At 66.0% G+C, this 22,660-nt stretch carries 18 protein-coding genes; 15 read left to right on the top strand and 3 right to left on the bottom strand.

All coding sequences use genetic code 11. The features are described from left to right. The first annotated feature begins 47 nt into the window (after nt 1-47). Nucleotides 48-1,457, top strand: coding sequence for a threonine synthase (thrC, locus tag AC4OR5_RS03835; protein WP_058156770.1), 1,410 nt, complete (start codon nt 48-50; stop codon nt 1,455-1,457). Between the two features lie 53 nt (nt 1,458-1,510). Here the strand turns inward: thrC and AC4OR5_RS03830 are convergent, their stop codons facing one another. After that, the gene (locus AC4OR5_RS03830) at nt 1,511-2,521 is read right to left on the bottom strand and encodes a poly(ethylene terephthalate) hydrolase family protein (RefSeq protein ID WP_057385482.1); all 1,011 of its coding nucleotides are present in this window, start codon (nt 2,519-2,521) and stop codon (nt 1,511-1,513) included. A 306-nt stretch (nt 2,522-2,827) separates the two neighbouring features. Between AC4OR5_RS03830 and AC4OR5_RS03825 the strand changes: the two genes are divergently transcribed. Then, on the top strand, nt 2,828-3,112 hold the full coding sequence (locus AC4OR5_RS03825; protein ID WP_003092618.1) for a DUF3509 domain-containing protein: 285 nt from the start codon (nt 2,828-2,830) through the stop codon (nt 3,110-3,112). Between the two features lie 186 nt (nt 3,113-3,298). On the opposite strand, the gene AC4OR5_RS03820 is transcribed toward AC4OR5_RS03825, so the two are convergent. After that, a complete protein-coding gene (locus AC4OR5_RS03820) occupies nt 3,299-4,528 on the bottom strand; it encodes a CaiB/BaiF CoA transferase family protein (protein ID WP_073665819.1) in 1,230 nt (409 codons plus the stop codon). 304 nt (nt 4,529-4,832) lie between these two features. Between AC4OR5_RS03820 and bacA the strand changes: the two genes are divergently transcribed. The 11 genes from bacA to AC4OR5_RS03765 all read left to right on the top strand — a co-directional run bounded on the left by bacA (nt 4,833) and on the right by AC4OR5_RS03765 (nt 21,066). Then, nucleotides 4,833-5,453 carry a biofilm formation regulator BacA gene (bacA, locus tag AC4OR5_RS03815; RefSeq protein ID WP_003092612.1) on the top strand — a complete coding sequence of 207 codons (621 nt, stop codon included), beginning with the start codon at nt 4,833-4,835 and terminating at the stop codon, nt 5,451-5,453. 14 nt (nt 5,454-5,467) lie between these two features. Then, complete coding sequence (locus AC4OR5_RS03810) at nt 5,468-6,163, top strand: PspA/IM30 family protein (protein ID WP_003092609.1); 696 nt, start codon at nt 5,468-5,470, stop codon at nt 6,161-6,163. 55 nt (nt 6,164-6,218) lie between these two features. Continuing rightward, nucleotides 6,219-6,860, top strand: coding sequence for a hypothetical protein (locus tag AC4OR5_RS03805; protein ID WP_003100672.1), 642 nt, complete (start codon nt 6,219-6,221; stop codon nt 6,858-6,860). A 35-nt stretch (nt 6,861-6,895) separates the two neighbouring features. After that, entirely contained in the window at nt 6,896-8,962 is a 2,067-nt protein-coding gene (locus tag AC4OR5_RS03800) for a flotillin family protein (RefSeq protein ID WP_003092604.1), read from the top strand. 149 nt (nt 8,963-9,111) lie between these two features. Next, entirely contained in the window at nt 9,112-14,352 is a 5,241-nt protein-coding gene (locus AC4OR5_RS03795; RefSeq protein WP_058160186.1) for a DNA repair ATPase, read from the top strand. 18 nt (nt 14,353-14,370) lie between these two features. Next, entirely contained in the window at nt 14,371-15,063 is a 693-nt protein-coding gene (locus AC4OR5_RS03790) for a phospholipase D-like domain-containing protein (RefSeq protein WP_058160187.1), read from the top strand. A gap of 106 nt (nt 15,064-15,169) precedes the next feature. Beyond that, on the top strand, nt 15,170-15,709 hold the full coding sequence (locus AC4OR5_RS03785) for a YaeQ family protein (protein ID WP_003092594.1): 540 nt from the start codon (nt 15,170-15,172) through the stop codon (nt 15,707-15,709). Between the two features lie 43 nt (nt 15,710-15,752). Beyond that, complete coding sequence (gene recJ / locus AC4OR5_RS03780; RefSeq protein ID WP_003092592.1) at nt 15,753-17,468, top strand: single-stranded-DNA-specific exonuclease RecJ; 1,716 nt, start codon at nt 15,753-15,755, stop codon at nt 17,466-17,468. A 286-nt stretch (nt 17,469-17,754) separates the two neighbouring features. Next, a complete protein-coding gene (gene lasB / locus AC4OR5_RS03775; protein WP_003092588.1) occupies nt 17,755-19,251 on the top strand; it encodes a M4 family elastase LasB in 1,497 nt (498 codons plus the stop codon). A gap of 169 nt (nt 19,252-19,420) precedes the next feature. Beyond that, entirely contained in the window at nt 19,421-20,527 is a 1,107-nt protein-coding gene (locus AC4OR5_RS03770) for an NADH:flavin oxidoreductase/NADH oxidase (protein WP_019485708.1), read from the top strand. Between the two features lie 188 nt (nt 20,528-20,715). Beyond that, the gene (locus AC4OR5_RS03765) at nt 20,716-21,066 is read left to right on the top strand and encodes a hypothetical protein (RefSeq protein ID WP_003137947.1); all 351 of its coding nucleotides are present in this window, start codon (nt 20,716-20,718) and stop codon (nt 21,064-21,066) included. 12 nt (nt 21,067-21,078) lie between these two features. On the opposite strand, the gene nalC is transcribed toward AC4OR5_RS03765, so the two are convergent. Then, a complete protein-coding gene (nalC, locus tag AC4OR5_RS03760; protein ID WP_003109635.1) occupies nt 21,079-21,720 on the bottom strand; it encodes an efflux system transcriptional repressor NalC in 642 nt (213 codons plus the stop codon). Nucleotides 21,721-21,923: 203 nt separating this feature from the next. On the opposite strand from nalC, the gene AC4OR5_RS03755 reads away from it, so the two are divergent. Together AC4OR5_RS03755 and armR are read left to right on the top strand one after the other, a co-directional pair. Continuing rightward, nucleotides 21,924-22,349, top strand: a complete 426-nt coding sequence (locus AC4OR5_RS03755; protein ID WP_003129878.1) for a hypothetical protein — start codon at nt 21,924-21,926, stop codon at nt 22,347-22,349. A gap of 7 nt (nt 22,350-22,356) precedes the next feature. Next, nucleotides 22,357-22,518 carry a MexR antirepressor ArmR gene (gene armR / locus AC4OR5_RS03750; RefSeq protein WP_003109634.1) on the top strand — a complete coding sequence of 54 codons (162 nt, stop codon included), beginning with the start codon at nt 22,357-22,359 and terminating at the stop codon, nt 22,516-22,518. Nucleotides 22,519-22,660: the final 142 nt, after the last annotated feature.

The raw sequence follows: 22,660 nt of genomic DNA, 5'->3' as shown, positions 1-22,660 counted from the left end.
CGCCGGGCGCCGCTCGCGGGCCCGCGTCAACAGCGAAGGTTTTGAACATGCGTTACATCAGCACCCGCGGCCAAGCGCCTGCCCTGAACTTCGAAGATGTCCTCCTCGCCGGCCTGGCCAGCGACGGCGGCCTCTACGTCCCGGAAAACCTGCCGCGCTTCACCCTCGAGGAGATTGCCTCCTGGGCCGGCCTGCCCTACCACGAGCTGGCCTTCCGGGTGATGCGCCCGTTCGTCGCCGGCAGCATCGCCGATGCCGACTTCAAGAAGATCCTCGAGGAAACCTACGGCGTCTTCGCCCATGACGCAGTGGCGCCGCTGCGCCAGTTGAATGGCAACGAATGGGTGCTGGAGCTGTTCCACGGCCCGACCCTGGCCTTCAAGGACTTCGCCCTGCAACTGCTCGGCCGCCTGCTCGACCATGTGCTGGCCAAGCGCGGCGAGCGCGTGGTGATCATGGGGGCCACCTCCGGCGATACCGGCTCCGCGGCCATCGAAGGCTGCCGCCGGTGCGACAACGTCGACATCTTCATCATGCACCCGCACAACCGCGTGTCCGAGGTGCAGCGCCGGCAGATGACCACCATCCTCGGCGACAACATCCACAACATCGCCATCGAAGGCAACTTCGACGACTGCCAGGAGATGGTCAAGGCCAGCTTCGCCGACCAGGGCTTCCTCAAGGGTACCCGCCTGGTAGCGGTGAACTCGATCAACTGGGCGCGGATCATGGCCCAGATCGTCTACTACTTCCATGCCGCGCTGCAGCTCGGCGCGCCGCAGCGCTCGGTGGCGTTCTCGGTGCCGACCGGCAACTTCGGCGACATCTTCGCCGGCTACCTGGCGCGCAACATGGGCCTGCCGGTCAGCCAACTGATCGTCGCGACCAACCGCAACGACATCCTGCACCGCTTCATGAGCGGCAACCGCTACGACAAGGACACCCTGCATCCCTCGCTGTCGCCGTCGATGGATATCATGGTCTCGTCCAACTTCGAACGCCTGCTGTTCGACCTGCACGGCCGCAACGGCAAGGCCGTCGCCGAACTGCTGGATGCCTTCAAGGCCAGCGGCAAGCTGTCGGTGGAAGACCAGCGCTGGACCGAGGCGCGCAAGCTGTTCGACTCCCTGGCGGTCAGCGACGAGCAGACCTGCGAGACCATCGCCGAGGTATACCGCTCCTGTGGCGAGTTGCTCGACCCGCACACCGCCATTGGCGTGCGTGCCGCCCGCGAATGCCGGCGCAGCCTGAGCGTGCCGATGGTGACCCTGGGCACTGCGCACCCGGTCAAGTTCCCCGAAGCGGTGGAGAAGGCCGGCATCGGCCAGGCGCCGGCGCTGCCTGCGCACCTCGCCGACCTGTTCGAGCGCGAGGAGCGCTGCACCGTATTGCCGAACGAGCTGGCCAAGGTACAGGCCTTCGTCAGCCAGCACGGCAATCGCGGCAAGCCGCTCTGAGCCTGTCGTGAAAGGAAGAAGCCCGCCTTGATGGCGGGCTTTTTCATGTCTTCTCAAAGGGCGGCGGCGAGTTTGTTGCGCGAGGGGCGGAGCAGTCTCAGCGGATCGTTGAACTGGATGTCGCTGGCCAGCTTGTAGTAGCGCCCGACGAAATAGTCGCGGGCCTGGGCATCGTTCTTTCCCTGGTACAGCGCCCAGGCGACGCTGATGCCGGCGAACTCGTTGTACTCGATCTGTCGCAGCGGGCTGAAGTGGGTCGCCGTGGTGGCCGTGGCGCCCCAGGCGGGCACGTCGCGGATCAACGGGCCCTGCCAGAGGATCGGCCAACTGAGTGGCGGCACGACCACATCGGCCAGTCCGGTCAGCAGCAGGGTCGGGGTCTTTACCGTGGAACCGATGGCCAGGGGGCCTGGCTCGATCGGCAGGGCGCCGACCAGCTTCAACCGTGGCTCGATGAGTTGCAGGGCTTGTGCAGAGAGGCTGGCGCTCTGCAGCGTGGCCTGGCCGCCGGCGGAGTGCCCGGCGACCAGGGTCCGGGAAAAGTCGGCCCTGCCATGCAGGGCCGAGGTCGGGTCCTTGTCCAGTTTCGCGACCTCGAGGATGCCGAGGGCGTGCATCAGCGGGAAGGAATTGATGAAGTCGGAGGAGATCACCACGATGAAGCCGTGGCTGGCCCATAGCTTCATCAGTTCGTGATAGTTGCCGGCGTTGGAAAGTATGCCGCCGACGAAGGTGATGACCGGAAGCTTGGCGTCGGACGCGGCGATGTCCGCCGGATAGTAGACGCTGGTACTGATCGGGCTGGCGAAGCCATAGGGGAACGCCTCGTTGCAGCGGATCGAGCCGTCCAGCAGGACGATCCTGGCGATGGTCCCGACGAAGCCACGGCAATCGGCGAGCACGGCGGTGCTGGCGATCTCGGTGTCGGCGACCGGACGCGCGTACTGATCGTTGGCCAGGCCGACGGCGCCGAACAGCAGTGAGCCCTGTGCCGTGCCGGCGGCGAATGCCAGCGCGAGGATGAAGGCGCGCCAGGCGCCGCGGGGGGATGCGAAGGCAGTCATGAGATCCTCGCTGTTCGATACGCTGAGGGAAGTCTCGTTGTTACTGCCTGACGGACACGCCGGATACTGCAATTTCAAGCAGGTGAAGGCGTTGCGCGAGGGTGGGATGGTTGAAGTTTTTCCCGGTGCTTTCCTTATAGCGGGCTGATCGTTGCGTTGGCCTGGCTCAGCTCGAATGGCTATTTGCGCCGGCTCGTGGCCTTTCGCCAGATGCTGCCGTTAGTCCGGTAAATGCTTGCATCGACGAACCCTATTCGCGTTTTTTCGGTCTTTGACGAGTCTTATCGTCGAAACAGGAGACCTGATTTGGACAGCCTGAAGCAACGACTGGCCGATGCCTTCGCTCCCCATCCCTTCACCCTCAGTCAGCCCCGGCCCGATGGCGGACGGGTGGTCACGCTGGTCGATCCGCAGGGGGAAACCCTGTTGCAGCGGGTCATCGCCAAGGTGCAGTTGAACGACGAAAGCTATCTCGAGGATGCCGTGCAGACCATTCGCCGCGAATTGCAGGTGCTGGTCGGGCGGATGGAGGAAGACGTGCTGGCGACCTTCCGCGAGCGGGATCACGTGCTGCTGTATTCGTCGCGCTAGCGCCGTCTCGTTCGACGGCGCGTTGCGCATCGGGCGGTCAGGCCGAAGGCGCGCGCCGGTGTCGCGGCTCTTGCCGGATGGCGCCATGCTCGTGGAAGCGTGCGGATAACCCCCTCTCCCTTGCTGGATAGGGGGAGAGGGGGCCGCCCTGTCCGCGGAGCACCGATGAAGGGCTCCGCGTACCGTTCAGATGGCGCCTTCCCGGCGCAGGGCGGCGATGCGCTCGCTGTCGTAGCCCAGGTCGGTGAGCAGGGCATCGGTATGCTCGCCCAGTTCCGGGCCTACCCAATCCGCCGAGCCTGGCGTGGCGGACAGCTTGGGCACGATGCCAGGCATGCGGAACGGCTTGCCGTCCGGCAAGCGTGCCGAGAGGAACATCTCGCGGGCAAGGAATTGCGGATCGCGGAACATGTCTTCGGCGGAGTAGATGCGGCTGGCCGGGACTTCGGCTCGCGCCAGCACCGCCAGCACTTCCTCCAGGGGCTGCGAGGCGACCCAGCGGTCGATAACCCCATAGAGTTCGTCGCGGCGCGCATCGCGCCCGTCGTTGCTGGCCAGTCGCGGGTCGCTGGCCAGGTCGTCGCGGCCGATGGCCTGCATGAAGCGGCGGAAGATCGCGTCGCCGTTGGCGCCGATCTGTACGTGGCGGCCATCGGCGCTGGTGTGGATGGAGGAGGGGGTGATGCCCGGCATGATGTTGCCGGTGCGCTCGCGGATGAAACCGAACACGTCGAATTCCGGAACCATGCTTTCCATCATGGCGAAGATCGCCTCGTAGAGGGCGACGTCGACCATCTGTCCCTCTCCGCCGTTGACCTCGCGGTGTCGCAGCGCCATCAGCGCGCCGATCACGCCCCACAGGGCGGCGATCGAGTCGCCGATGGAAATCCCGGTGCGAACCGGCGGGCGGTCCTCGAAGCCGGTAATGTAGCGCAGTCCGCCCATCGACTCGCCGACCGCGCCGAAGCCCGGCTGATCCTTGTAGGGGCCGGTCTGGCCGAAGCCCGACAGGCGCACCATCACCAGGCGCGGGTTCAGCGCGTGGAGGACATCCCAGCCCAGGCCGAGCTTTTCCAGTACGCCGGGGCGGAAGTTCTCGATCAGGATGTCGGCATCGCCGAGCAGGCGTTTCAGGATCGCCTGGCCTTCGGCGTGCTTGAGATTGAGGGTCAGGGATTTCTTGTTGCGTGCCTGAACGAACCACCACAGCGAGGTGCCTTCGTAGAGCTTGCGCCACTTGCGCAGTGGATCGCCGCCGTCGGGCGACTCGATCTTGATCACTTCGGCGCCGAACTCGGCGCAGATCCGCGAGGCGAAAGGGCCGGCGATCAGGGTGCCGAGCTCGACCACCTTCAGGCCGGCCAGCGGTTTGGGCGAATGTTCCATGCGGTGTCCGTCAGGCTGCAGTGTGCGCATAGCCTAGAGCATTTGCCGGCGGTGCGGGCGGGTGCCACGGTAGGGTGAGACGTTTCCCGTTTTTTCCCGATATGCCCGGCGGTCCTTCAATTCCTTTTGCATAGAGGGTTTAATGCGGGAGTCGATACAGGATGTAGCGCGCCAGACACCGAGCCAGGGAGGCCCCTCGTGCCATTTCTTTCTCTCTTTCCTCCCCGTGTTTCTTTTCCATGCTCCGGCCGGCCCGGCGTAGATATGCGCGTGCGTTGGATTTTATTACATGTGATCTGTTGAAATCTTACATGTGATCTCGTAGTGTGAGTCCATGCAACGGAAATCATCAGCCCATTATCAGCGTGTCTTTCGCCAGCGCCTGCGCGAGCAGGGCCTGGTGAAGAAGGAAGTCTGGATCTTGCCGGAGAACGCCGCGGCGCTCGCCGGCATCGAGCGGATGCTGCGTCGCCCGGCTGCCGGAGCGGCTCATTTGGAGAAGGAGGAAGACATGACGGAAGCCCGGGTATGGAACGCTCGCTCGCTGGCCGAGGCCCTGAGCGGCACCGAGCTGTTCAGCAGCGGCGAGGCCCAGATCGAGCTGATCGAGGGGGCGGAAGCGAGTCTCTACGTGATCATGCGCGAATACGGCGACCTGCCGGTGTTCGTCGCGCCCCAGGGCGAGCAGATCATCGTCGAGGCGCTGCTCTGGCCGGAAAGCGACGTTACCGACGCGACCGCCTTCAACGAAGAGGTCCTGCTCAGCCGGCAACTGTTCCCGCTGTCGAGCATCGGCCTGCTCAACCTGCCGGGCGAGGAGCGCTGCTACAGCATGTTCGGCGCGTTGAGCACGACTTCGTCGCTGGCCAGCGTGCTGCACGAAATCGAAACCCTGGCCGGCAACGTGATCCGCGCCACGGAAGTCTACGCCGGCTACCTGAAAGCCCGGGCCTGAGGGAGGACACCATCATGACGGTATGGAGCAAGCTGCTGAGCGCCCTGCGCGGCGGAGCCAACGAGGTTGGCGAGGCGATCGTCGACAGCCAGGCGCTGCGCATCCTCGACCAGGAGATCCGCGACGCCGACGTCGAACTGCGCAAGTCGCGGGAAGCGCTGGCCTCGATCATGGCCCGCCACCGCCTGGCCCAGGAACGCGTCGAGAAGGGCGCGGCCCAGGTCGCCGAGTACGAGCAATACGCGATCAAGGCACTGGAGGCCGGCAACGAGGAGCTGGCCCGGGAGGTCGCGGAGAAGATCGCGACCCTGGAGAACCAGCTCGAGGGCGAGCGTGCCCAGGTCGCGGAATTCGCCGCCAGCGTAGCTCAGTTGCGCAAGTCGGTGAGCCAGGCCGAAGGCAACATCCGCCAGCTCAAACAACAGGTGGATACGGTCAAGGCCACCGAGAGCGTGCAGAAGGCGCAGATGGCCGTTGCCCAGCGCTACGGCAACTCGAAGAGCAAGCTGCAGACCGCGGTGGACTCCCTGGAGCGGATCAAGCAGCGCCAGGCCGAACGCGCGGCGACCATGGATGCCGCGGCCGAACTGGCCAGCGCGGCGGCGCCGGACGATGCGCTGGACGCCAAGCTGCGCGCGGCCGGGATCAAGGCCTCGGGCAACAGCGTGGATGGCGTGCTGGCGCGCCTGAAGGAAAAGGGCAAGGCCTGATAGGCCCGCGGCCCGGCGAAGGCGTCCGGGCCCGTTTTTCAGGGATAGAGCGACAATGGAAGGTTTCCTGCAGACGGCGCTGTCGTTCCCGACCGTGCTGTTCAGCTTTCTTCTGATCCTCGCGATCATCTACTGGGGCATCGTCGCCCTGGGCATGGTCGAGATCGATGTGCTCGATCTCGACGCCGAGTCGGTCGTCGATGGCGCCGGCCAGGCCGAAGGCCTCGCCGCGCTACTGGCGAAGCTGAAACTCAACGGCGTACCGGTCACCCTGGTGCTGACCCTGCTGTCCTTCTTCGCCTGGTTCCTCTGTTACTTCGTCCAGTTATGGCTGCTCAGCGCATTGCCGCTCGGCTGGCTGCGCTACCCGTTGGGCGCCGTGGTGGCGGTGGGCGCGCTGTTCCTGGCGGCGCCGCTGGCAGCCACGCTGTGCCGGCCGTTGCGGCCGCTGTTCCGCAAGCTGGAAAGCACCAGCAGCAAGTCGGTGCTGGGCCAGGTCGCGGTGGTGCGCAGCGGGCGGGTCACCCTGCAACATGGCGAGGCGTTGCTGGAAGACGGCGGCGCCGGGCTGATCCTGAAAGTTCGTGCGGAAGAAAACAAAGGCTTCAAGCGCGGCGATCGCGTCGTGCTGCTGGAGTACCTGGAGGCGGAGCACGCCTATCGGGTCGTTACCGAGGAAGAGTTCCGCGGTATCTGACCCGGGCTCGGTGAGAATCAAGGAGAACTGCTGCTATGGATATGACTTCGCTGATGCCCCTCCTGCTGGGAGTGGGCCTGGTCGTTCTGCTGGTCGTGGGCCTGCTGGCCCTGTTCAAGGCCTTCTACATCAAGGTCCCGCAAGGCACCGCGCTGATCGTCAACGACATGTCGTCGACGCCCAAGGTGCATTTCACCGGTGCGCTGGTCTATCCGGTGATCCACCTGAAGGAGTTCATGCGCATCTCGCTGATCACCCTGGAGGTCGACCGGCGCGGCAAGGACGGCCTGATCTGCCGTGACAACATGCGCGCGGACATCACCGTTGCCTTCTACCTGCGGGTCAACGAGACCCAGGACGACGTGCTCAAGGTGGCCAAGGCCATCGGCGTCGACCGTGCTTCCGACCGTTCGGCGGTGAACGAGCTGTTCAACGCCAAGTTCTCCGAGGCGCTGAAGACCGTCGGCAAGCAGTTCGACTTCGTCCAGCTGTTCGAGAATCGCCAGGACTTCCGTGACCGCATCATCGAGGTGATCGGCAACGACCTGAACGGCTACGTCCTGGAAGACGTCGCCATCGACTACCTGGAGCAGACCGCGAAGAACTCGCTGGACCCGAGCAACATCCTCGATGCCGAGGGTATCCGCAAGATCACCGAGCTGACCGCCACCCAGAACGTCATCACCAACGAACTGGAGCGCAACGAAGAGCTGGCGATCAAGAAGAAGAACGTCGAGACCCGCGAGGCTGCCCTGGCCCTGGAGCGCCAGCAGGCTGACGCCGAGGCCCGGCAGAAGCGCGAGATCGAGACCATCCGTGCCCGCGAGGAAGCGGAAACCGCGCGGGTCAAGGAAGAAGAGCGGCTGAAGGCTGAGCAGGCGCGGATCCAGGCGCAGCAGGAAATCGACGTGCGCACCGAGAACCACCAGCGCGAGGTCGAGGTGGCGCAGCAGAACCGCCAGCGCGCGGTGGTCATCGAGGTGGAGAAGGTCACCCGCGCCAAGGACCTGGAGATCGTCGCCCGCGAGCGTGAGGTGGAGCTGCAGAAGATCGAGAAGGAAAAGGCGCTGGAAGAGCAGCGCAAGAACATCGCCAATGTGATTCGCGAGCGCGTCGCGGTGGAAAAGACCGTGGCCCAGGAGGAGGAGCGGATCAAGGAGGTGCGCGAGGTTTCCGAGGCCGAGCGGGTCAAGCAGGTGATCCTGCTGCAGGCCCAGGCGGAAGCCGAGCAGGAGCTGGTACGCCAGGTCAAGCAGGCGGAAGCCGACGAGGCCCGCTCCAAGCACAAGGCGGTGGAAATCAACACCATGGCGCAGGCCGAGCTGGAAGCGGCGTCGAAGCAGGCCGAGGCGAAGAAGCGTCTGGCCGAGGGCATCGAGGCCGAGCGCGCAGCACCGGGCCTGGCCGATGCGCGGGTGCTGGAAGTCACCGCTGCGGCGAAGGAAAAGGATGGCTTGGCAGCGGCGCGGGTACGTGCCGAACAACTGATCGCCGAAGCCAGGGGCGACGAGGAGCGCGGCCTGGCCGACGCCCGGGTGCTCGAGGCGCAGGCCGCAGCCAAGGAGAAGGACGGCCTGGCCGAAGCCAAGGTGCTGGCCGAGAAGCTCGGCGCCCAGGCGCGCGGCGAGGAGCAGCTCGGCGCGGCCAAGGCCAAGGCCACCAAGGACCAGGGCAGCGCGGAAGCGGAAGTACTGCTGCAGCGCCTGAATGCCGAGGCCGAGGGGCTTGGCAAGAAGTTCGGCGCCCTGGATGCCCTCAGCGACAGCGCTCGCCAGCACGAAGAGTTCCGCATGCAGCTGGAGAAGAGCTTCGAGGAGGCCATGGCGGCCATCGCCGCGAACAAGGACATCGCCAAGGACCAGGCCGAGGTGCTCGCCACCGCGCTGGGCAAGGCGAACATCGAGATCGTCGGCGGCGAGGGCGACTTCTTCAACTCCTTCGCCAAGTCGCTGTCGGTGGGCAAGGCCATCGAAGGTGTGGTCGGCAAGAGCCCGGTGGTGCAGGACGTCCTCGCCCGTCTGCTCAACGGCCGTGGCGCAGCCGCTGCGGTGGTGCCGGAACGCAAGAGCGGCCACGAGAACGAGCCGGCGGCGGAAGTCTGAGCCGACCCGCAGCCTCCTCCGCCAACTGCGGAGGCGTTCCGCCCGCGCCCTGAGCGGCGCAGCCCCTGGCGTGGCCTGTTGGCTGCGCCCGGGACAGGCCGCTCGGGCCGGTTTCCATCGATGACCGCCGTAGACCCAGGAAGACCAGGATGTCGGACACTCAAGCCGCAACTCCCGCGCAGGACGTATTGGACAAGGCCGTTGCCGAGGGCGGCGCCTACGAGGTGCTGCACAAGCGCCTGCTGGAGCAGGGCCAGCGCCTGCGGCAGACCGCCGAAAGGCTCAACGCCAGTCGCCTGGAGGAGTTCGGCGACAGCCAGATGGATGTGATCGGCCGGGTCCGCATCCGTACCGAAAACAACTGCATCGCCCGCGATATCGTCCAGGTCGGCGATTGCCTGCTGTTCGGCTACAACGTGTTCATCGGCCTGCGCAAGGAAACCGGCGTGGCCGACGTGTTCTCCCTCTACCGCCTGGTGGAGGGCAGCGAAGGCTACGAGGCGGAGCCTGTGCCACTGGGGGACAGCTTTCTTGCCGCGCCGGGCTTCGTCAACGACTTCAACGAGCTTTACACCTACTACAAGAACACCCGCCTGCTGCAATTGGCGATCCGCGACGGCAAGCTGCTGGCCAGCTTCCAGATCGGCGAGCGGATCACCGACATCCGCGTGTTCCGCTGGTCGATCTCCAGCGACGGCAGCGAAGTCCGCTACATCGACAACCGCGGCGAGCGCGACATCGCCTTGCCGGCACCGTTCGACTTCGAATGGCAGCGGGCTACCCGCGAGATGGTGGTGGAGGGCCGTTTCCCGCACCTGAACATCCTCGACACCCTGTTCGTCGAGACCATTGGTGGCGACCTGACCATCAAGGTCGAGAACAACACCGAGGTCGGCCTGGGCATCTATCGCGAAGAGGTGATGGACAAGACCCAGTCGCTGGACGACGCGCAGGTTGAATTCGCCCGCCTCGGCAGCCTGCTGCTGCTCAAGGTCCTGCCCTATCGCGAAGAGCAGTGGCGCTACCTGGTGTTCAACAGCCTGACCGGCAAGGTCGAGCGCATCGACGCCATCGGCCTGGCCTGCATCCAGTTGCCGGAGGACCACGGGATCATCTTCCCCGGCGGCTACTACCTGCAGAACGGCGAGTACCGCACCTTCGAGCAATCCATGGAAGGCATGCGCTTCAAGCGCTCGGTACGCTCGCCCAACGGCGAGGACGTGCAGTACGTTTTCTACCATCCCGAGCAGGGGCGGAACGTACTGCTCACCTACAACCTGATCAACCGCCAGTTGCAGAATCCGCTGTTCGGCCATGGCTACGCGCGCCTGGAGGACGGGCGCATGGTGATCTTCGCCGCCGAAGGCGAGGAACCGACCCGCATCCACCCGATGCAGGTCTGGCAGACGCCGTTCTGCACCGAGGAGTACGCGGCCCGCCAACCGGCGCGTAGCGGTTTCCTCGGGCGGATCGGCAATGCCGAGCTGGTGCGCGGCGTCTCCGACCTCTACGACCTGTGCCGGGAGATCGAGACTCCGGCGGTTTCGATCCAGCGCTACTCGCTGCTGTGCCAGAACACCCAGCGCCTGTTCGACGTCTACCACTGGCTCGGCAGCGACCAACTGGACGGCTTGGCGCCGCTGTTGCGCGAAGTGGCGGCGACCGCCGAGCTGGTGCTCGACGAGTACGAGAAGGTCGAGAGTATCCGCCGCCAGTCGGCCCAGGCGATGGTCGACGCGGAGGAGCGGCACAAGGCGCTGCTCTCCGGCTTGCTGCCCGACGGCTGGGACCGGGTGCAGCAGTTCGTCGACGGGCTCAACGGCATCACCGCCCAGCGTGGCTTGCTGCTGACCATCCGCGAGTACCGCTACATCGACGTGGCGCGACTCGACGCCATGGAGGCCGAACTGCTCGCGGCCCACGAGCGGGTGGCCGCCGCCACCGCGACCTTCCTCGCCAGCGAACAGGCCCTGCAGCCCTTGCTGGAGCGCCTGCAGAGCCTCGATGGCGAGGCGCAGAAAGCCGAGACCGTGGCCCAGCTCGGCGAGCCGCTGGCGGCCCTGGAGGCGATGGCCGGCGACCTCGACATGCTGTCCTCGCTGATGGCTTCGCTGCGCATCGACGACGCGACCCAGCGGACCCGGATCATCGAGTCGATCTCGGAGATCTACGCCCGCCTGAACCAGGCCAAGGCGCGCGCCGAGCAGCGGCGCAAGGGACTCGGTTCGAGCGAGACCGTGGCCCAGTTCGGCGCCCAGTTCAAACTGTTCGGCCAGGGCATCACCAACGCCCTGGCCCAGGCCCAGGACCCCGAGCGCTGCGACGAGCAACTGTCGCGTCTGCTGGTGCAACTGGAGGAACTGGAAAGCCAGTTCGGCGACCATGAGCAGTTCCTCGGCGACATCCTGGCCAAGCGCGAGGAGCTGCTGGAAACCTTCGAAGCGCACAAGCAGACCCTGCTCGACGAGCGCCAGCGCAAGGCCCAGGGACTGCTCGACGCCGCCCGGCGAATCCTCGACAGCCTGCAACGACGCACCGCGCGCTTCACCCAGGCGGAGGAACTGAACGCGTTCTTCGCCGCCGACCCGCTGATCCTCAAGTTGCGCGAACTGGCCGAACGTCTTCGCGAATTGAAGGATAGCGTCAAGGCCGACGACGTCGAGGCGCGCCTGAAGGCCGCGCGCGACCAGGCGGTCCGCGCATTGCGCGACAAGAGCGAGCTGTTCGAGGAGGGCGGCGACGTCATCCGCCTGGGCCCGCGCCACCGCTTCAGCGTCAACACCCAGGAACTCGACCTGACCCTGATGCCGCGCGGCGGCGCGCTGTACCTGCACCTGACCGGCACCGATTTCCTCGAACCGCTGCAGGACCCGCGGCTCGATGAGTTGCGCGGGTTCTGGCAGGTGAACCTGGAGTCCGAATCGGAGACGCTGTACCGCGCCGAATATCTCGCCGGCGAAGTGCTCGTCGCCGCCGACGCGGGCCGCGATGGCTTCAGCCTGGAGCGCTTGCAGGCGCTGCTGGCGCAGCCGGACGAGCTGGTGCGGGCGATCCGCGATTTCGCCGCGCCGCGCTACAAGGAGGGCTACGAGAAAGGCATTCACGACCACGATGCGGCGGCGATCCTGGTTCGCCTGCTGCCGTTGCGCGAGAGTGCCGGACTGCTGCGCTACGCGCCCTCGGCGCGGGCCTTCGCCAGCCTGTTCTGGAGCCGCCGGCGCGAGGAGCGGGAAGTCGCCGGCTGGCCCGAGCGGGCACGCAGCAGCCGCAGCATCCAGCAGATGTTCGGTCGTGACGACGGCCTGCTCGCCCTTCGCGGCGAAGTGGCCGCGGCGATGCGTGCGCTGCTCGCCGAACAGCCCATCGCGCTGGACCCGCAGCATATCGACGAGGCGGCCGAGTACCTGGTCTGGGAATTGTCCGCCGAGCGTCCCGAATTCACCTTCAGCAAATATGCCCGGCAATTGCAGGAAGGACTCAAGCTGCGCCTGCAAGGCGCGCGTCTATGGGACGACTACCGGCAGACCCTGGAGCGTCTCGGCGAGCGGCCCGCCGCCCAGTGGGAACTGGCCGGCAACTGGCTGCGCGGACTATGTGGCGACGCCGAGTTCCAGCCGCTGGCGGCCTACCTGGACGAGGCGGTGGCGCTCTCGTTGCTGGACGAGGAGATGCCACGACGGATCACCGAGGTCGACCTGCGCTTCCAGGTCGACGGCCTGATGGGCGAGCATCCGCGCATCGTCGAACGCGGCCTGGCGCTGGCGGTGGACGATTTCTTCGGCCGCCTGCGTCGCCATCGCCAGCAGTTCCTGCCAGGCTTGCGGCGCTACCAGGCGCTGCGCCAGGAGATCGTCGAACGCGAGCGCGAGGCATTGCGCCTGGCCGAGTTCAAGCCGCGACCGCTGTCCTCGTTCGTTCGCAACAAGCTGATCAATGACGTCTATCTGGGTGTCATCGGCGACAACCTGGCCAAGCAGATGGGGACGGTGGGCGAGAACAAGCGCACCGACCTGATGGGCCTGCTGATGCTGATCTCCCCGCCAGGCTACGGCAAGACCACCCTGATGGAGTACGTGGCGCACCGCCTGGGGCTGATCTTCATGAAGATCAACGGTCCTGCCCTCGGCCACGAGGTGCGCTCGCTCGACCCCGGGCAGGCGCCGGACGCGACTTCGCGGCAGGAACTGGAGAAGCTCAACCTGGCGCTGGAGATGGGCAACAACGTGATGCTCTATGTCGACGACATCCAGCACACCCATCCGGAGTTCCTGCAGAAGTTCATCTCCCTCTGCGACGGCACGCGCCGCGTGGAAGGGGTGTGGAAGGGCCGGACCAAGACCTACGACATGCGCGGGCGGAAATTCTGCGTGGTGATGGCGGGCAACCCCTACACCGAGTCCGGCGAGGTCTTCCGCATTCCCGACATGCTCGCCAACCGCGCCGACATCTACAACCTCGGCGACACCCTCAGCGGCATGCAGGAGGCGTTCTCCCTCAGCTACATCGAGAACGCCCTGACCTCCAACCCGGTTCTCGCGCCGCTGGCCACCCGCGACATGGCCGACGTCTATCGCTTCGTCGCCAAGGCCGAGGGCAAGCCGTTCTCCAGCAACGAGCTGGCCCACGGCTACAGCGGTGCCGAGATCAACGAGATCAGCAGCACCCTGCAACGCCTCATGCAGGTGCGCGACGTGGTGCTCAAGGTCAACCAGCAGTACATCGCCAGCGCCGCCCAGGCCGACCAGTACCGTAGCGAGCCGCCGTTCAAGCTGCAGGGCAGCTACCGCAACATGAACAAGATGGCGGAGAAGATCTCCGCGGTGATGAACGATGCCGAGCTGCTGCAACTGATCGCCGACCACTACCAGGGCGAGTCGCAGTTGCTGACCACCGGAGCCGAGGAGAACCTGCTGAAGCTCGCCGAACTGCGCGGCAACCAGAGCCCCGAGCAGGCCGAGCGCTGGGCGCAGATCAAGCGTGACTTCCTGCGCAACAAGTCCTTGGGCGGCAGCGACGCCGACGTCGGCGTACGGCTGGTGGCGCAGCTCAACGACCTGGTGGAAAGCGTCCGTGGCCTGGCTCGCGAACCCCAGCCGGTACAACCGGCGCCCTGGGACGAGTTGCTGGCTGGATTGCGCCAGCTCGGCCAGGGCGCGCCGGCGCTGAACGTCGAGGTGACGGCGCCTGCGCAGCCGGGCGTGCAGCAGGTGCTGGAGAGCCTTGCCGCCTGCCTGCAGGACAGTTTCCTGCCGCTGATCAAGGTGATGGACCGCAAGATCGACGTCGACCTGCGCACGCACAACCGCATCAACGAGATATCCAGCCGCCTCGACGAACTGGGCCGGTTGCTGGGCGGCGAGCAGAGGCCGCTGGAGAACGATCAACCCTGAGGACACGAGGAGCGGGAAATGGACTTCGACGGATTGGACCGCCAACTGCGCGACAGCCTGGCCGACCTGAAGCTGAGCAACGAGGAACGGGACGAACTGCGCCAACTGGGCGGCGAGCTGGCGCCCGACCAGGTGCGTTTCCTGCGCAACCGTGCCTTCGGCCTGGTGCGTGAGCTGGTCCTCGTGGAGGAGCAGGGCGAACGGATAGCCGCCCTGAAGTGGCTGGAGCAGGTGGTGCGCACCCTGGAGGTTACCGCGGCGGCGCCGCGCAGCCGCGCCAGCGCCTATTTCAGTCCCGGCGAGGAGTGTCGGCGGAAGATCCGCGAGCTGTGCCGGCAGGCCAGGCAGAGCCTGGACATCTGCGTGTTCACCATCTCCGACGACCAGCTCAGTGCGGAAATCCTGGCCTGCCATCGGCGCGGCGTTCCGGTGCGGATCATCAGCGACGATGACAAGCAGTTCGACGAAGGCAGCGACATCCATGCGCTGCGCGAGGCCGGCGTGCCGCTGCGAATCGACGACAGTCCCTTCCACATGCACCACAAGTTCGCCCTGGTGGATGGCGCCTGGCTGCTCAACGGCAGTTTCAACTGGACCCGCAGCGCCAGCGTCAACAACGAAGAGAACCTGCTGGTAACCGACGACGCCGTGCTGATTGGCGCCTATCGGCGCGAATTCGAGGAACTCTGGGGCCGCTACGCCCCGCGCTGAGCGGCAGGGACGCGAGAAAGGCAGGGCAGGCGGTCGGCCGGCGGACCGCACGCGGGCGGGTTTCAGGTTAGACTTGCGCCCTTTCGCTTCCCACGCCGGTATTCCCATGGCCCTGCAATCCACGCCCTATAAAGCCGATATTTCCCTCACCGACCTGGACCGCGGGGTCTACGAGACGTTGCGCCTGACCGTGGCCCGGCACCCCTCCGAGACCGAGGAGCGCCTGGCCGTGCGCTTGCTGGCCTACGTGCTGTGGTACGGCGAGCAGATCGCCTTCGGGCGTGGCCTGTCGGACGTGGACGAACCGGCGCTCTGGGAAAAGAGCCTGGACGGCCGGGTCCTGCACTGGATCGAAGTCGGCCAGCCGGACGCCGAGCGCATCACCTGGTGCTCGCGTCGCTGCGAGCGCTTCAGCCTGCTCGCCTATGGCAACCTGCGGGTCTGGCAGACCAAGGTGCTGGACAGCGTGCGCAGCCTGAAGAACATCAACGTCGCGGCAGTGCCCCAGGAACCCCTGGAGAGCCTGTCCCGCGACCTGCCGCGTTCGATCAACTGGACCGTGATGATCAGCGAGGGCACCCTGTTCGTCACCGACGAGAACGGCCAGCACGAGTTGCAGCTGGAATGGCTGCAGGGCGAGCGTTGATCGCCGCCGCCGTTTCCTTCCGTCGAGCCGAACGAGTGACCTGATGCGTATCGAACCCCGCCCCCTGCCCGAAACCCTGCCCGATCTCGGCGACCTTCCGCCATTGCTGGCACGCCTGTACGCAGCTCGTGGCGTGCGTTGCGCCGAGGAGCTGGACAAGGGCCTGGCGCGGCTGATTCCCTTCCAGCGGCTGAAAGGCATCGAGGAGGGCGTGGCGCTGCTGGTGGATGCCCTGGAGGGCGGCCAGCGGATTCTCATCGTCGGCGACTTCGACGCCGACGGCGCCACCGCCAGCAGCGTCGGCGTGCTGGCCCTGCGCATGCTCGGCGCGGCCTGGGTCGATTACCTGGTGCCGAACCGCTTCGAGTACGGCTACGGCCTGACCCCGGAGATCGTCGGCGTGGCCCTGGAGAAGCGTCCCGACCTGCTGGTGACGGTGGACAACGGCATCTCCAGCGTGGACGGCGTCCAGGCGGCGAAAGCCGCGGGGCTCAAGGTGCTGGTCACCGACCACCACCTGCCTGGCCCGGAACTGCCGGCGGCGGATGCGATCATCAACCCCAACCAGCCGGGCTGCGAATTCCCCAGCAAGGCCATGGCCGGGGTCGGGGTGATCTTCTATGTGATGCTGGCGTTGCGGGCGCGCCTGCGCGAGCTGGACTGGTTCGCCCGGCGCGGGCTGAAGGAACCGAACCTCGCCGAGCTGCTCGACCTGGTGGCGCTGGGCAGCGTCGCCGATGTGGTGCCGCTCGATGCCAACAACCGCATCCTGGTCCACCAGGGCCTCGCGCGCATCCGCGCCGGCCGCGCCCGGCCGGGCTTGCGCGCGCTGCTGGAGGTGGCCGGGCGGCCTCCGGTACGGATCACCTCCACCGACCTGGGTTTCATCCTCGGTCCGCGCCTGAACGCGGCGGGTCGGCTCGACGACATGTCCCTCGGCATCGAATGCCTGCTCTGTGACGACGAAGCGCTGGCCCGCGACATGGCGGTGCAGCTCGACCAGTTGAACCAGGACCGCAAGGCCATCGAGCAGGGTATGCAGCGCGAGGCGCTGGCGCAGCTCAAGGAGCTGAGCCTGGAGCAACTGCCGTTCGGCTTGTGCCTGTTCGACGCCGACTGGCACCAGGGGGTGATCGGAATCCTCGCCTCGCGCCTGAAGGAGCGTTACCACCGGCCGACCATCGCCTTCGCCGACGCCGGCGACGGCAGCCTGAAAGGCTCGGCACGGTCGATTCCCGGCTTCCACATCCGCGACGCGCTGGACGCGGTAGCCGCCCGTCATCCCGGGCTGATCAGCAAGTTCGGCGGCCACGCGATGGCTGCCGGACTATCGTTGCCGCAGGAAAACTTCGGCGCTTTCTCCGCCGCCTTCGATGCCGAAGTACGCCGCCAACTGGCCGAGGAGGACCTGGCCGGGCGCCTGCTCTCCGATGGCCAGTTGAGCATCCAGGAGTTCCACCTGGAGCTGGCGCGCGCGTTGCGCCAGGCCGGTCCCTGGGGCCAGCACTTTCCCGAGCCGATGTTCCACGGGGTGTTCCAGCTGGTGCAGCAGCGGATCGTCGGCGAGCGTCACCTGAAGCTGGTGCTGAAAAGCGAATGCGGCTCGCTGCAACTGGATGGCATTGCCTTCAACATCGACCGCGAGCAGTGGCCCAACCCTACCGTGCGCTGGGCCGAGCTGGCCTACAAGCTCGACGTCAACGAATTCCGCGGCCAGGAAAGCGTGCAACTGATGATCGTCCACATGGCCCCTCGCTGAGCGCGTCCCGGGGCTGGGGGCAACCTAGCTGCCACCTGCTTTTCTGCTAGCTATTCCAGCGAAAACATACAGATTTCCGGCGAAATCAAGGCTACCTGCCAGTTCTGGCAGGTTTGGCCGCGGGTTCTTTTTGGTACACGAAAGCACCGTCGAAAACGGGACCGAGCCAGGGGAGTGCAGTTCCTTCTACCCGAAGGACTGATACGGCTGTTCCGATCAGCCCACAAGGCGGCGGTAAGCGTCGGCCGAGTACTTCGGCCTGAAAAAACCAGGAGAACTGAACAAGATGAAGAAGGTTTCTACGCTTGACCTGTTGTTCGTTGCGATCATGGGTGTTTCGCCGGCCGCTTTTGCCGCCGACCTGATCGACGTGTCCAAACTCCCCAGCAAGGCTGCCCAGGGCGCGCCCGGCCCGGTCACCTTGCAAGCCGCGGTCGGCGCCGGCGGTGCCGACGAACTGAAAGCGATCCGCAGCACGACCCTGCCCAACGGCAAGCAGGTCACCCGCTACGAGCAATTCCACAACGGCGTACGGGTGGTCGGCGAAGCCATCACCGAAGTCAAGGGTCCCGGCAAGAGCGTGGCGGCGCGGCGCAGCGGCCATTTCGTCGCCAACATCGCCGCCGACCTGCCGGGCAGCACCACCGCGGCGGTATCCGCCGAGCAGGTGCTGGCCCAGGCCAAGAGCCTGAAGGCCCAGGGCCGCAAGACCGAGAATGACAAAGTGGAACTGGTGATCCGCCTGGGCGAGAACAACATCGCCCAACTGGTCTACAACGTCTCCTACCTGATTCCCGGCGAGGGACTGTCGCGGCCGCATTTCGTCATCGACGCCAAGACCGGTGAAGTGCTCGATCAGTGGGAAGGCCTGGCCCACGCCGAGGCGGGCGGCCCCGGTGGCAACCAGAAGATCGGCAAGTACACCTACGGTAGCGACTACGGTCCGCTGATCGTCAACGACCGCTGCGAGATGGACGACGGCAACGTCATCACCGTCGACATGAACGGCAGCACCAACGACAGCAAGACCACGCCGTTCCGCTTCGCCTGCCCGACCAACACCTACAAGCAGGTCAACGGCGCCTATTCGCCACTGAACGACGCGCATTTCTTCGGCGGCGTGGTGTTCAACCTGTACCGGGACTGGTTCGGCACCAGCCCGCTGACCCACAAGCTGTACATGAAGGTGCACTACGGGCGCAGCGTGGAGAACGCCTACTGGGACGGCACGGCGATGCTCTTCGGCGACGGCGCCACCATGTTCTATCCGCTGGTGTCGCTGGACGTGGCGGCCCACGAGGTCAGCCACGGCTTCACCGAGCAGAACTCCGGGCTGATCTACCGCGGGCAATCCGGCGGAATGAACGAGGCGTTCTCCGACATGGCCGGCGAGGCCGCCGAGTTCTACATGCGCGGCAAGAACGACTTCCTTATCGGCTACGACATCAAGAAGGGCAGCGGTGCGTTGCGCTACATGGACCAGCCCAGCCGCGACGGGCGATCCATCGACAACGCCTCGCAGTACTACAACGGTATCGACGTGCACCACTCCAGCGGCGTGTACAACCGTGCGTTCTACCTGCTGGCCAACTCGCCGGGCTGGGATACCCGCAAGGCCTTCGAGGTGTTCGTCGACGCCAACCGCTACTACTGGACCGCCACCAGCAACTACAACAGCGGTGCCTGTGGAGTGATTAGCTCGGCGCAGAACCGCAACTACTCGGCGGCTGACGTCACCCGGGCGTTCAGCACCGTCGGCGTGACCTGCCCGAGCGCGTTGTAAGCTCGGTGGCCCCGGCCGGCACTCCAGGAAGGAATGCCGGCCGGGGCCGCTCAAGCCGTCTTCCGCCAGGAGGACGGCTGCTTTATGTCGCTTAGGCCGTTGGCCTCCGCGAACCCGGTCTAAAGTTCAGGTGTGAGCATTTATTCCAAGACCGACCGGGAGTCCTGCCATGAGTCTGCTGTTCGAGCCTCTTAGCCTGCGTCAAATCACCTTGCCCAACCGCATCGCCGTATCGCCCATGTGCCAGTATTCGGCGCAGGAGGGCCTGGCCAACGACTGGCATCTCGTGCACCTGGGCAGTCGCGCGGTGGGCGGCGCCGGCCTGGTGATCGTCGAAGCCACCGCGGTGTTGCCCGAGGGACGCATCACCGCTGACGACCTCGGCATCTGGAGCGACGCGCATGTCGAGCCGTTGCATCGCATCACCCGTTTCATCGAGTCCCAGGGCGCGGTCGCTGGGGTCCAGCTGGCCCACGCCGGGCGCAAGGCGAGTACCTGGCGGCCGTGGCTGGGCAAGCACGGCAGCGTGCCGATCGGCGACGGCGGCTGGATACCGGTGGCGCCGTCGGCGATCCCGTTCGATCCCCAGCACACGACCCCCGAGGCCCTGAGCGAGGCGCAGATCGAGGCGCTGGTGCAGGCCTTCGTACGCGCCGCCGAGCGCTCCCTGGCTGCCGGCTTCAAGATCGCCGAGGTGCATGCGGCCCACGGTTACCTGTTGCATCAGTTCCTCTCGCCGCTGTCGAACCAGCGTCGCGACCAGTACGGCGGCTGCTTCGAGAACCGCATCCGCCTGCTTCTGCAGGTCACCGCCGCGGTGCGCAAGGCCTGGCCGGAAGAGTTGCCGCTATTCGTGCGGCTGTCCGCCACCGACTGGGTGGAGGATGGCTGGAACCCCGACGAGACCGTGGAGCTGGCCCGGCGGCTGAAGGACCTGGGCGTGGACCTGATCGACGTGTCTTCCGGCGGTACCGCGGCGAATGCGGAAATCCCGGTAGGGCCGGGCTACCAGACCGAGTTCGCCGAACGGGTGAAGAAGGAGGCCGGCATCGCCAGCGGCACGGTGGGCATGATCACCGAGCCGGTGCAGGCCGAGCATATTCTGCGCACCGGTCAGGCCGACCTGATCCTGCTTGCCCGTGAACTGCTGCGCGATCCGTACTGGCCGTTGCACGCCGCCGACGAACTGCGCAACGAGCAGATGCCCTGGCCGCCGCAATACCTGCGAGCCGCTCATCGCAGCACGCCGCCGCGCAAATCCCTGGAAATGCAGTGAGCCGTCGGGGCCGTCGGCGCGGCGAGGCGCCGGCGGCCCACCTGATGGAAACCTTTGCCGCCCTTGGCGGTCTGCCTGGCATCAGGAAATCATCCTGAGCGTTTCGCGGGAGATATTGCGTAATGGCAATATGATGCTATTCTCCCGCGACGTTCGCTCCGGACCGCACTTCGAGAAAGGATGCTCGCATGCACGCTACCGCCGGTTCTCCCCACGCCTCCCTGCCTGACAGCGATGTCGCCCTGCTGGCCAATATCCTGGTCCTGGCGACACGCAACATGAACAACATGACCACCATGCTGGCGCACCTTTCGGTGGAACTCAGCCAGAGCGAAGAGCCACGCCTGCAACGGGTCGGTCATCGGGTCCTGAACGAACTCTCGGAGCTGGGGGCCGCCCTGGAGACCCAGTGGGACCTGATCGGCGCGCTGTCGCGTTTCTCGCCCCTGCTCGATCGCACCCTGCCGCGCCAGGAACCCCTGGTCACCGAGATCCACCTCACCGATCTGCCGGGCCAGGCGCTGCCGCCCTCCGCCTGAACGGCGCGTCGCTCAGCCCTGCGCGGGGCGCTGCGACAGGTGTTCCAGGTAGCAGGCGATGATGTCCACCGACAGCTTGAGGCGGGTTTCCAGCAGCGCCATGGTCGGCTGGAAGTCGGCCACGCTGAGGGCCTTGAGGAACAGGTCGGCCTTGAGCATCTCGAGAAACTGGCAGGCCACCGCGTAGAGCGTTTCCTCGTCCATGTGGGGGGCGACCGCTGCCAGTCGCTCGCTGAGCAGCAGGTAGCTCTGCTGCGGCCCCTGCTCGTAGAAGGACTTGCCGATTGCCGGAAACCTCGGAGATTCCGCCACCACCAGGCGATAGAGGCTCTGGCAGCGGGGATCGAGCAGGCTGGTGAGAAAGCGCCGGCCGAAATGCTCGAGGGTGGCGCTCAGCGTGGCGGCGGGGCGCGGCTGATCGGCGCTGTCGTCGAAGATTTCCTCGATCATGTGGGCGATCACCGCGGCGAACAGGCCTTCCTTGCCGCCGAAGGAGCTGTACAGGGTTCCCCGTGAACCACCGGCCCGTTCAATCACCATGTCCAGGGTGGTGCCTTCGAAACCGTGTTCGAGAAAGGCCTGGGTGGCGGCGTCGAGCATGGCGCGGCGGCGTTGCCTGCCGCGTTCGGTCAGACGGGGGGACGCATCGTTCATGGGCGGTATCGGGCCTCGCGGGGTGGCGGTCGGAAGGTGCGCATGGTGGGCCGTCGGGACGGTCCGTTCAAGTCTCCAGGCGGTTTGCTGAGAGCGTTTCTCGTTAGGGTTGACGCTGGTCATTTAAGAACTGTATCGTACAGTACTGTTTTGGCAAGCACTTCCGCTCATTCCTCCGCCTTGCCTCCCCGCAGGAGTCCCCCATGAATGCCCCCGCTAAGAGCCTGTTGGATATCGATGCCTTTCCCCTGGTCCAGGTCCGCGAGATGCCCCGCGAGCTGGCCGATGTCGAGCGCTGGTTGGAGGAGGTCGAAGCGCTGCTGGCCGTCGAGTGCGATTTCGCCCTGGTCTATCCGCCACTCCCGCAGGAAGAAGCTGAAGGCGACCAGCAAGCGCGCAAGCGCCTGGTGTTATGGCTCAAGGAAAATCGCCAGCGCTTCGTCGAGCATTGCCGGGGCATCCTGCTCAGTGCCAACGGCCAGCCGGACAACCTCGCCGACCTGCAGCAGCTGGCGCCGGTGCTGCAGGCTGTCTACGGCCCGCCGGTGAGCGTGGCGCCGGACCTGGCGTCCGCCCGCGGCATGGCGAAGGCGCTGCTGAGCGGGCCGGCGACGGGGATGAACTGGTGACGCCGCCATGTCCCTGAACACTCCGCGCAACAAACCGTCCCGCACCGAGACCGAGGCTGTCGCTGCCACCTCGGGACGATCCGCCGTCGGTCGGCGGGATTACACCGAGCAGCTGCGCCGGGCGGCCCGGCGCAATGCCTGGGACCTCTACGGCGAGCACTTCTACTGAGCGGGCGTGCCGGATTGCCATTGGTGCGGGCGATGGAACACATCGTTTGATTCCTGGGCTCTTTACCTCAAGTTAACTTGAGCTATCAGAATCCGCGCAGAGCGTCTGGCGACTTTGCCGGGCGCCACTCCATGCCCGGAGG

The sequence above is a fragment of the Pseudomonas sp. YA1 genome (genome assembly GCF_058680555.1).
This window is presented reverse-complemented; position numbering and strand designations above follow the sequence as displayed.

Bases quoted from the DNA above. Each gene is read 5' to 3' on its own strand.
- AC4OR5_RS03795 (WP_058160186.1), top strand. From the start codon at position 9,112: ATGTCGGACACTCAAGCCGCAACTCCCGCGCAGGACGTATTGGACAAG.
- AC4OR5_RS03820 (WP_073665819.1), bottom strand. From the start codon at position 4,528: ATGCGCACACTGCAGCCTGACGGACACCGCATGGAACATTCGCCCAAA.
- AC4OR5_RS03810 (WP_003092609.1), top strand. From the start codon at position 5,468: ATGACGGTATGGAGCAAGCTGCTGAGCGCCCTGCGCGGCGGAGCCAAC.
- AC4OR5_RS03770 (WP_019485708.1), top strand. From the start codon at position 19,421: ATGAGTCTGCTGTTCGAGCCTCTTAGCCTGCGTCAAATCACCTTGCCC.
- AC4OR5_RS03765 (WP_003137947.1), top strand. From the start codon at position 20,716: ATGCACGCTACCGCCGGTTCTCCCCACGCCTCCCTGCCTGACAGCGAT.
- AC4OR5_RS03805 (WP_003100672.1), top strand. From the start codon at position 6,219: ATGGAAGGTTTCCTGCAGACGGCGCTGTCGTTCCCGACCGTGCTGTTC.
- AC4OR5_RS03755 (WP_003129878.1), top strand. From the start codon at position 21,924: ATGAATGCCCCCGCTAAGAGCCTGTTGGATATCGATGCCTTTCCCCTG.
- armR (WP_003109634.1), top strand. From the start codon at position 22,357: ATGTCCCTGAACACTCCGCGCAACAAACCGTCCCGCACCGAGACCGAG.
- lasB (WP_003092588.1), top strand. From the start codon at position 17,755: ATGAAGAAGGTTTCTACGCTTGACCTGTTGTTCGTTGCGATCATGGGT.
- recJ (WP_003092592.1), top strand. From the start codon at position 15,753: ATGCGTATCGAACCCCGCCCCCTGCCCGAAACCCTGCCCGATCTCGGC.
- AC4OR5_RS03790 (WP_058160187.1), top strand. From the start codon at position 14,371: ATGGACTTCGACGGATTGGACCGCCAACTGCGCGACAGCCTGGCCGAC.
- bacA (WP_003092612.1), top strand. From the start codon at position 4,833: ATGCAACGGAAATCATCAGCCCATTATCAGCGTGTCTTTCGCCAGCGC.
- nalC (WP_003109635.1), bottom strand. From the start codon at position 21,720: ATGAACGATGCGTCCCCCCGTCTGACCGAACGCGGCAGGCAACGCCGC.
- AC4OR5_RS03800 (WP_003092604.1), top strand. From the start codon at position 6,896: ATGGATATGACTTCGCTGATGCCCCTCCTGCTGGGAGTGGGCCTGGTC.
- AC4OR5_RS03785 (WP_003092594.1), top strand. From the start codon at position 15,170: ATGGCCCTGCAATCCACGCCCTATAAAGCCGATATTTCCCTCACCGAC.
- thrC (WP_058156770.1), top strand. From the start codon at position 48: ATGCGTTACATCAGCACCCGCGGCCAAGCGCCTGCCCTGAACTTCGAA.
- AC4OR5_RS03830 (WP_057385482.1), bottom strand. From the start codon at position 2,521: ATGACTGCCTTCGCATCCCCCCGCGGCGCCTGGCGCGCCTTCATCCTC.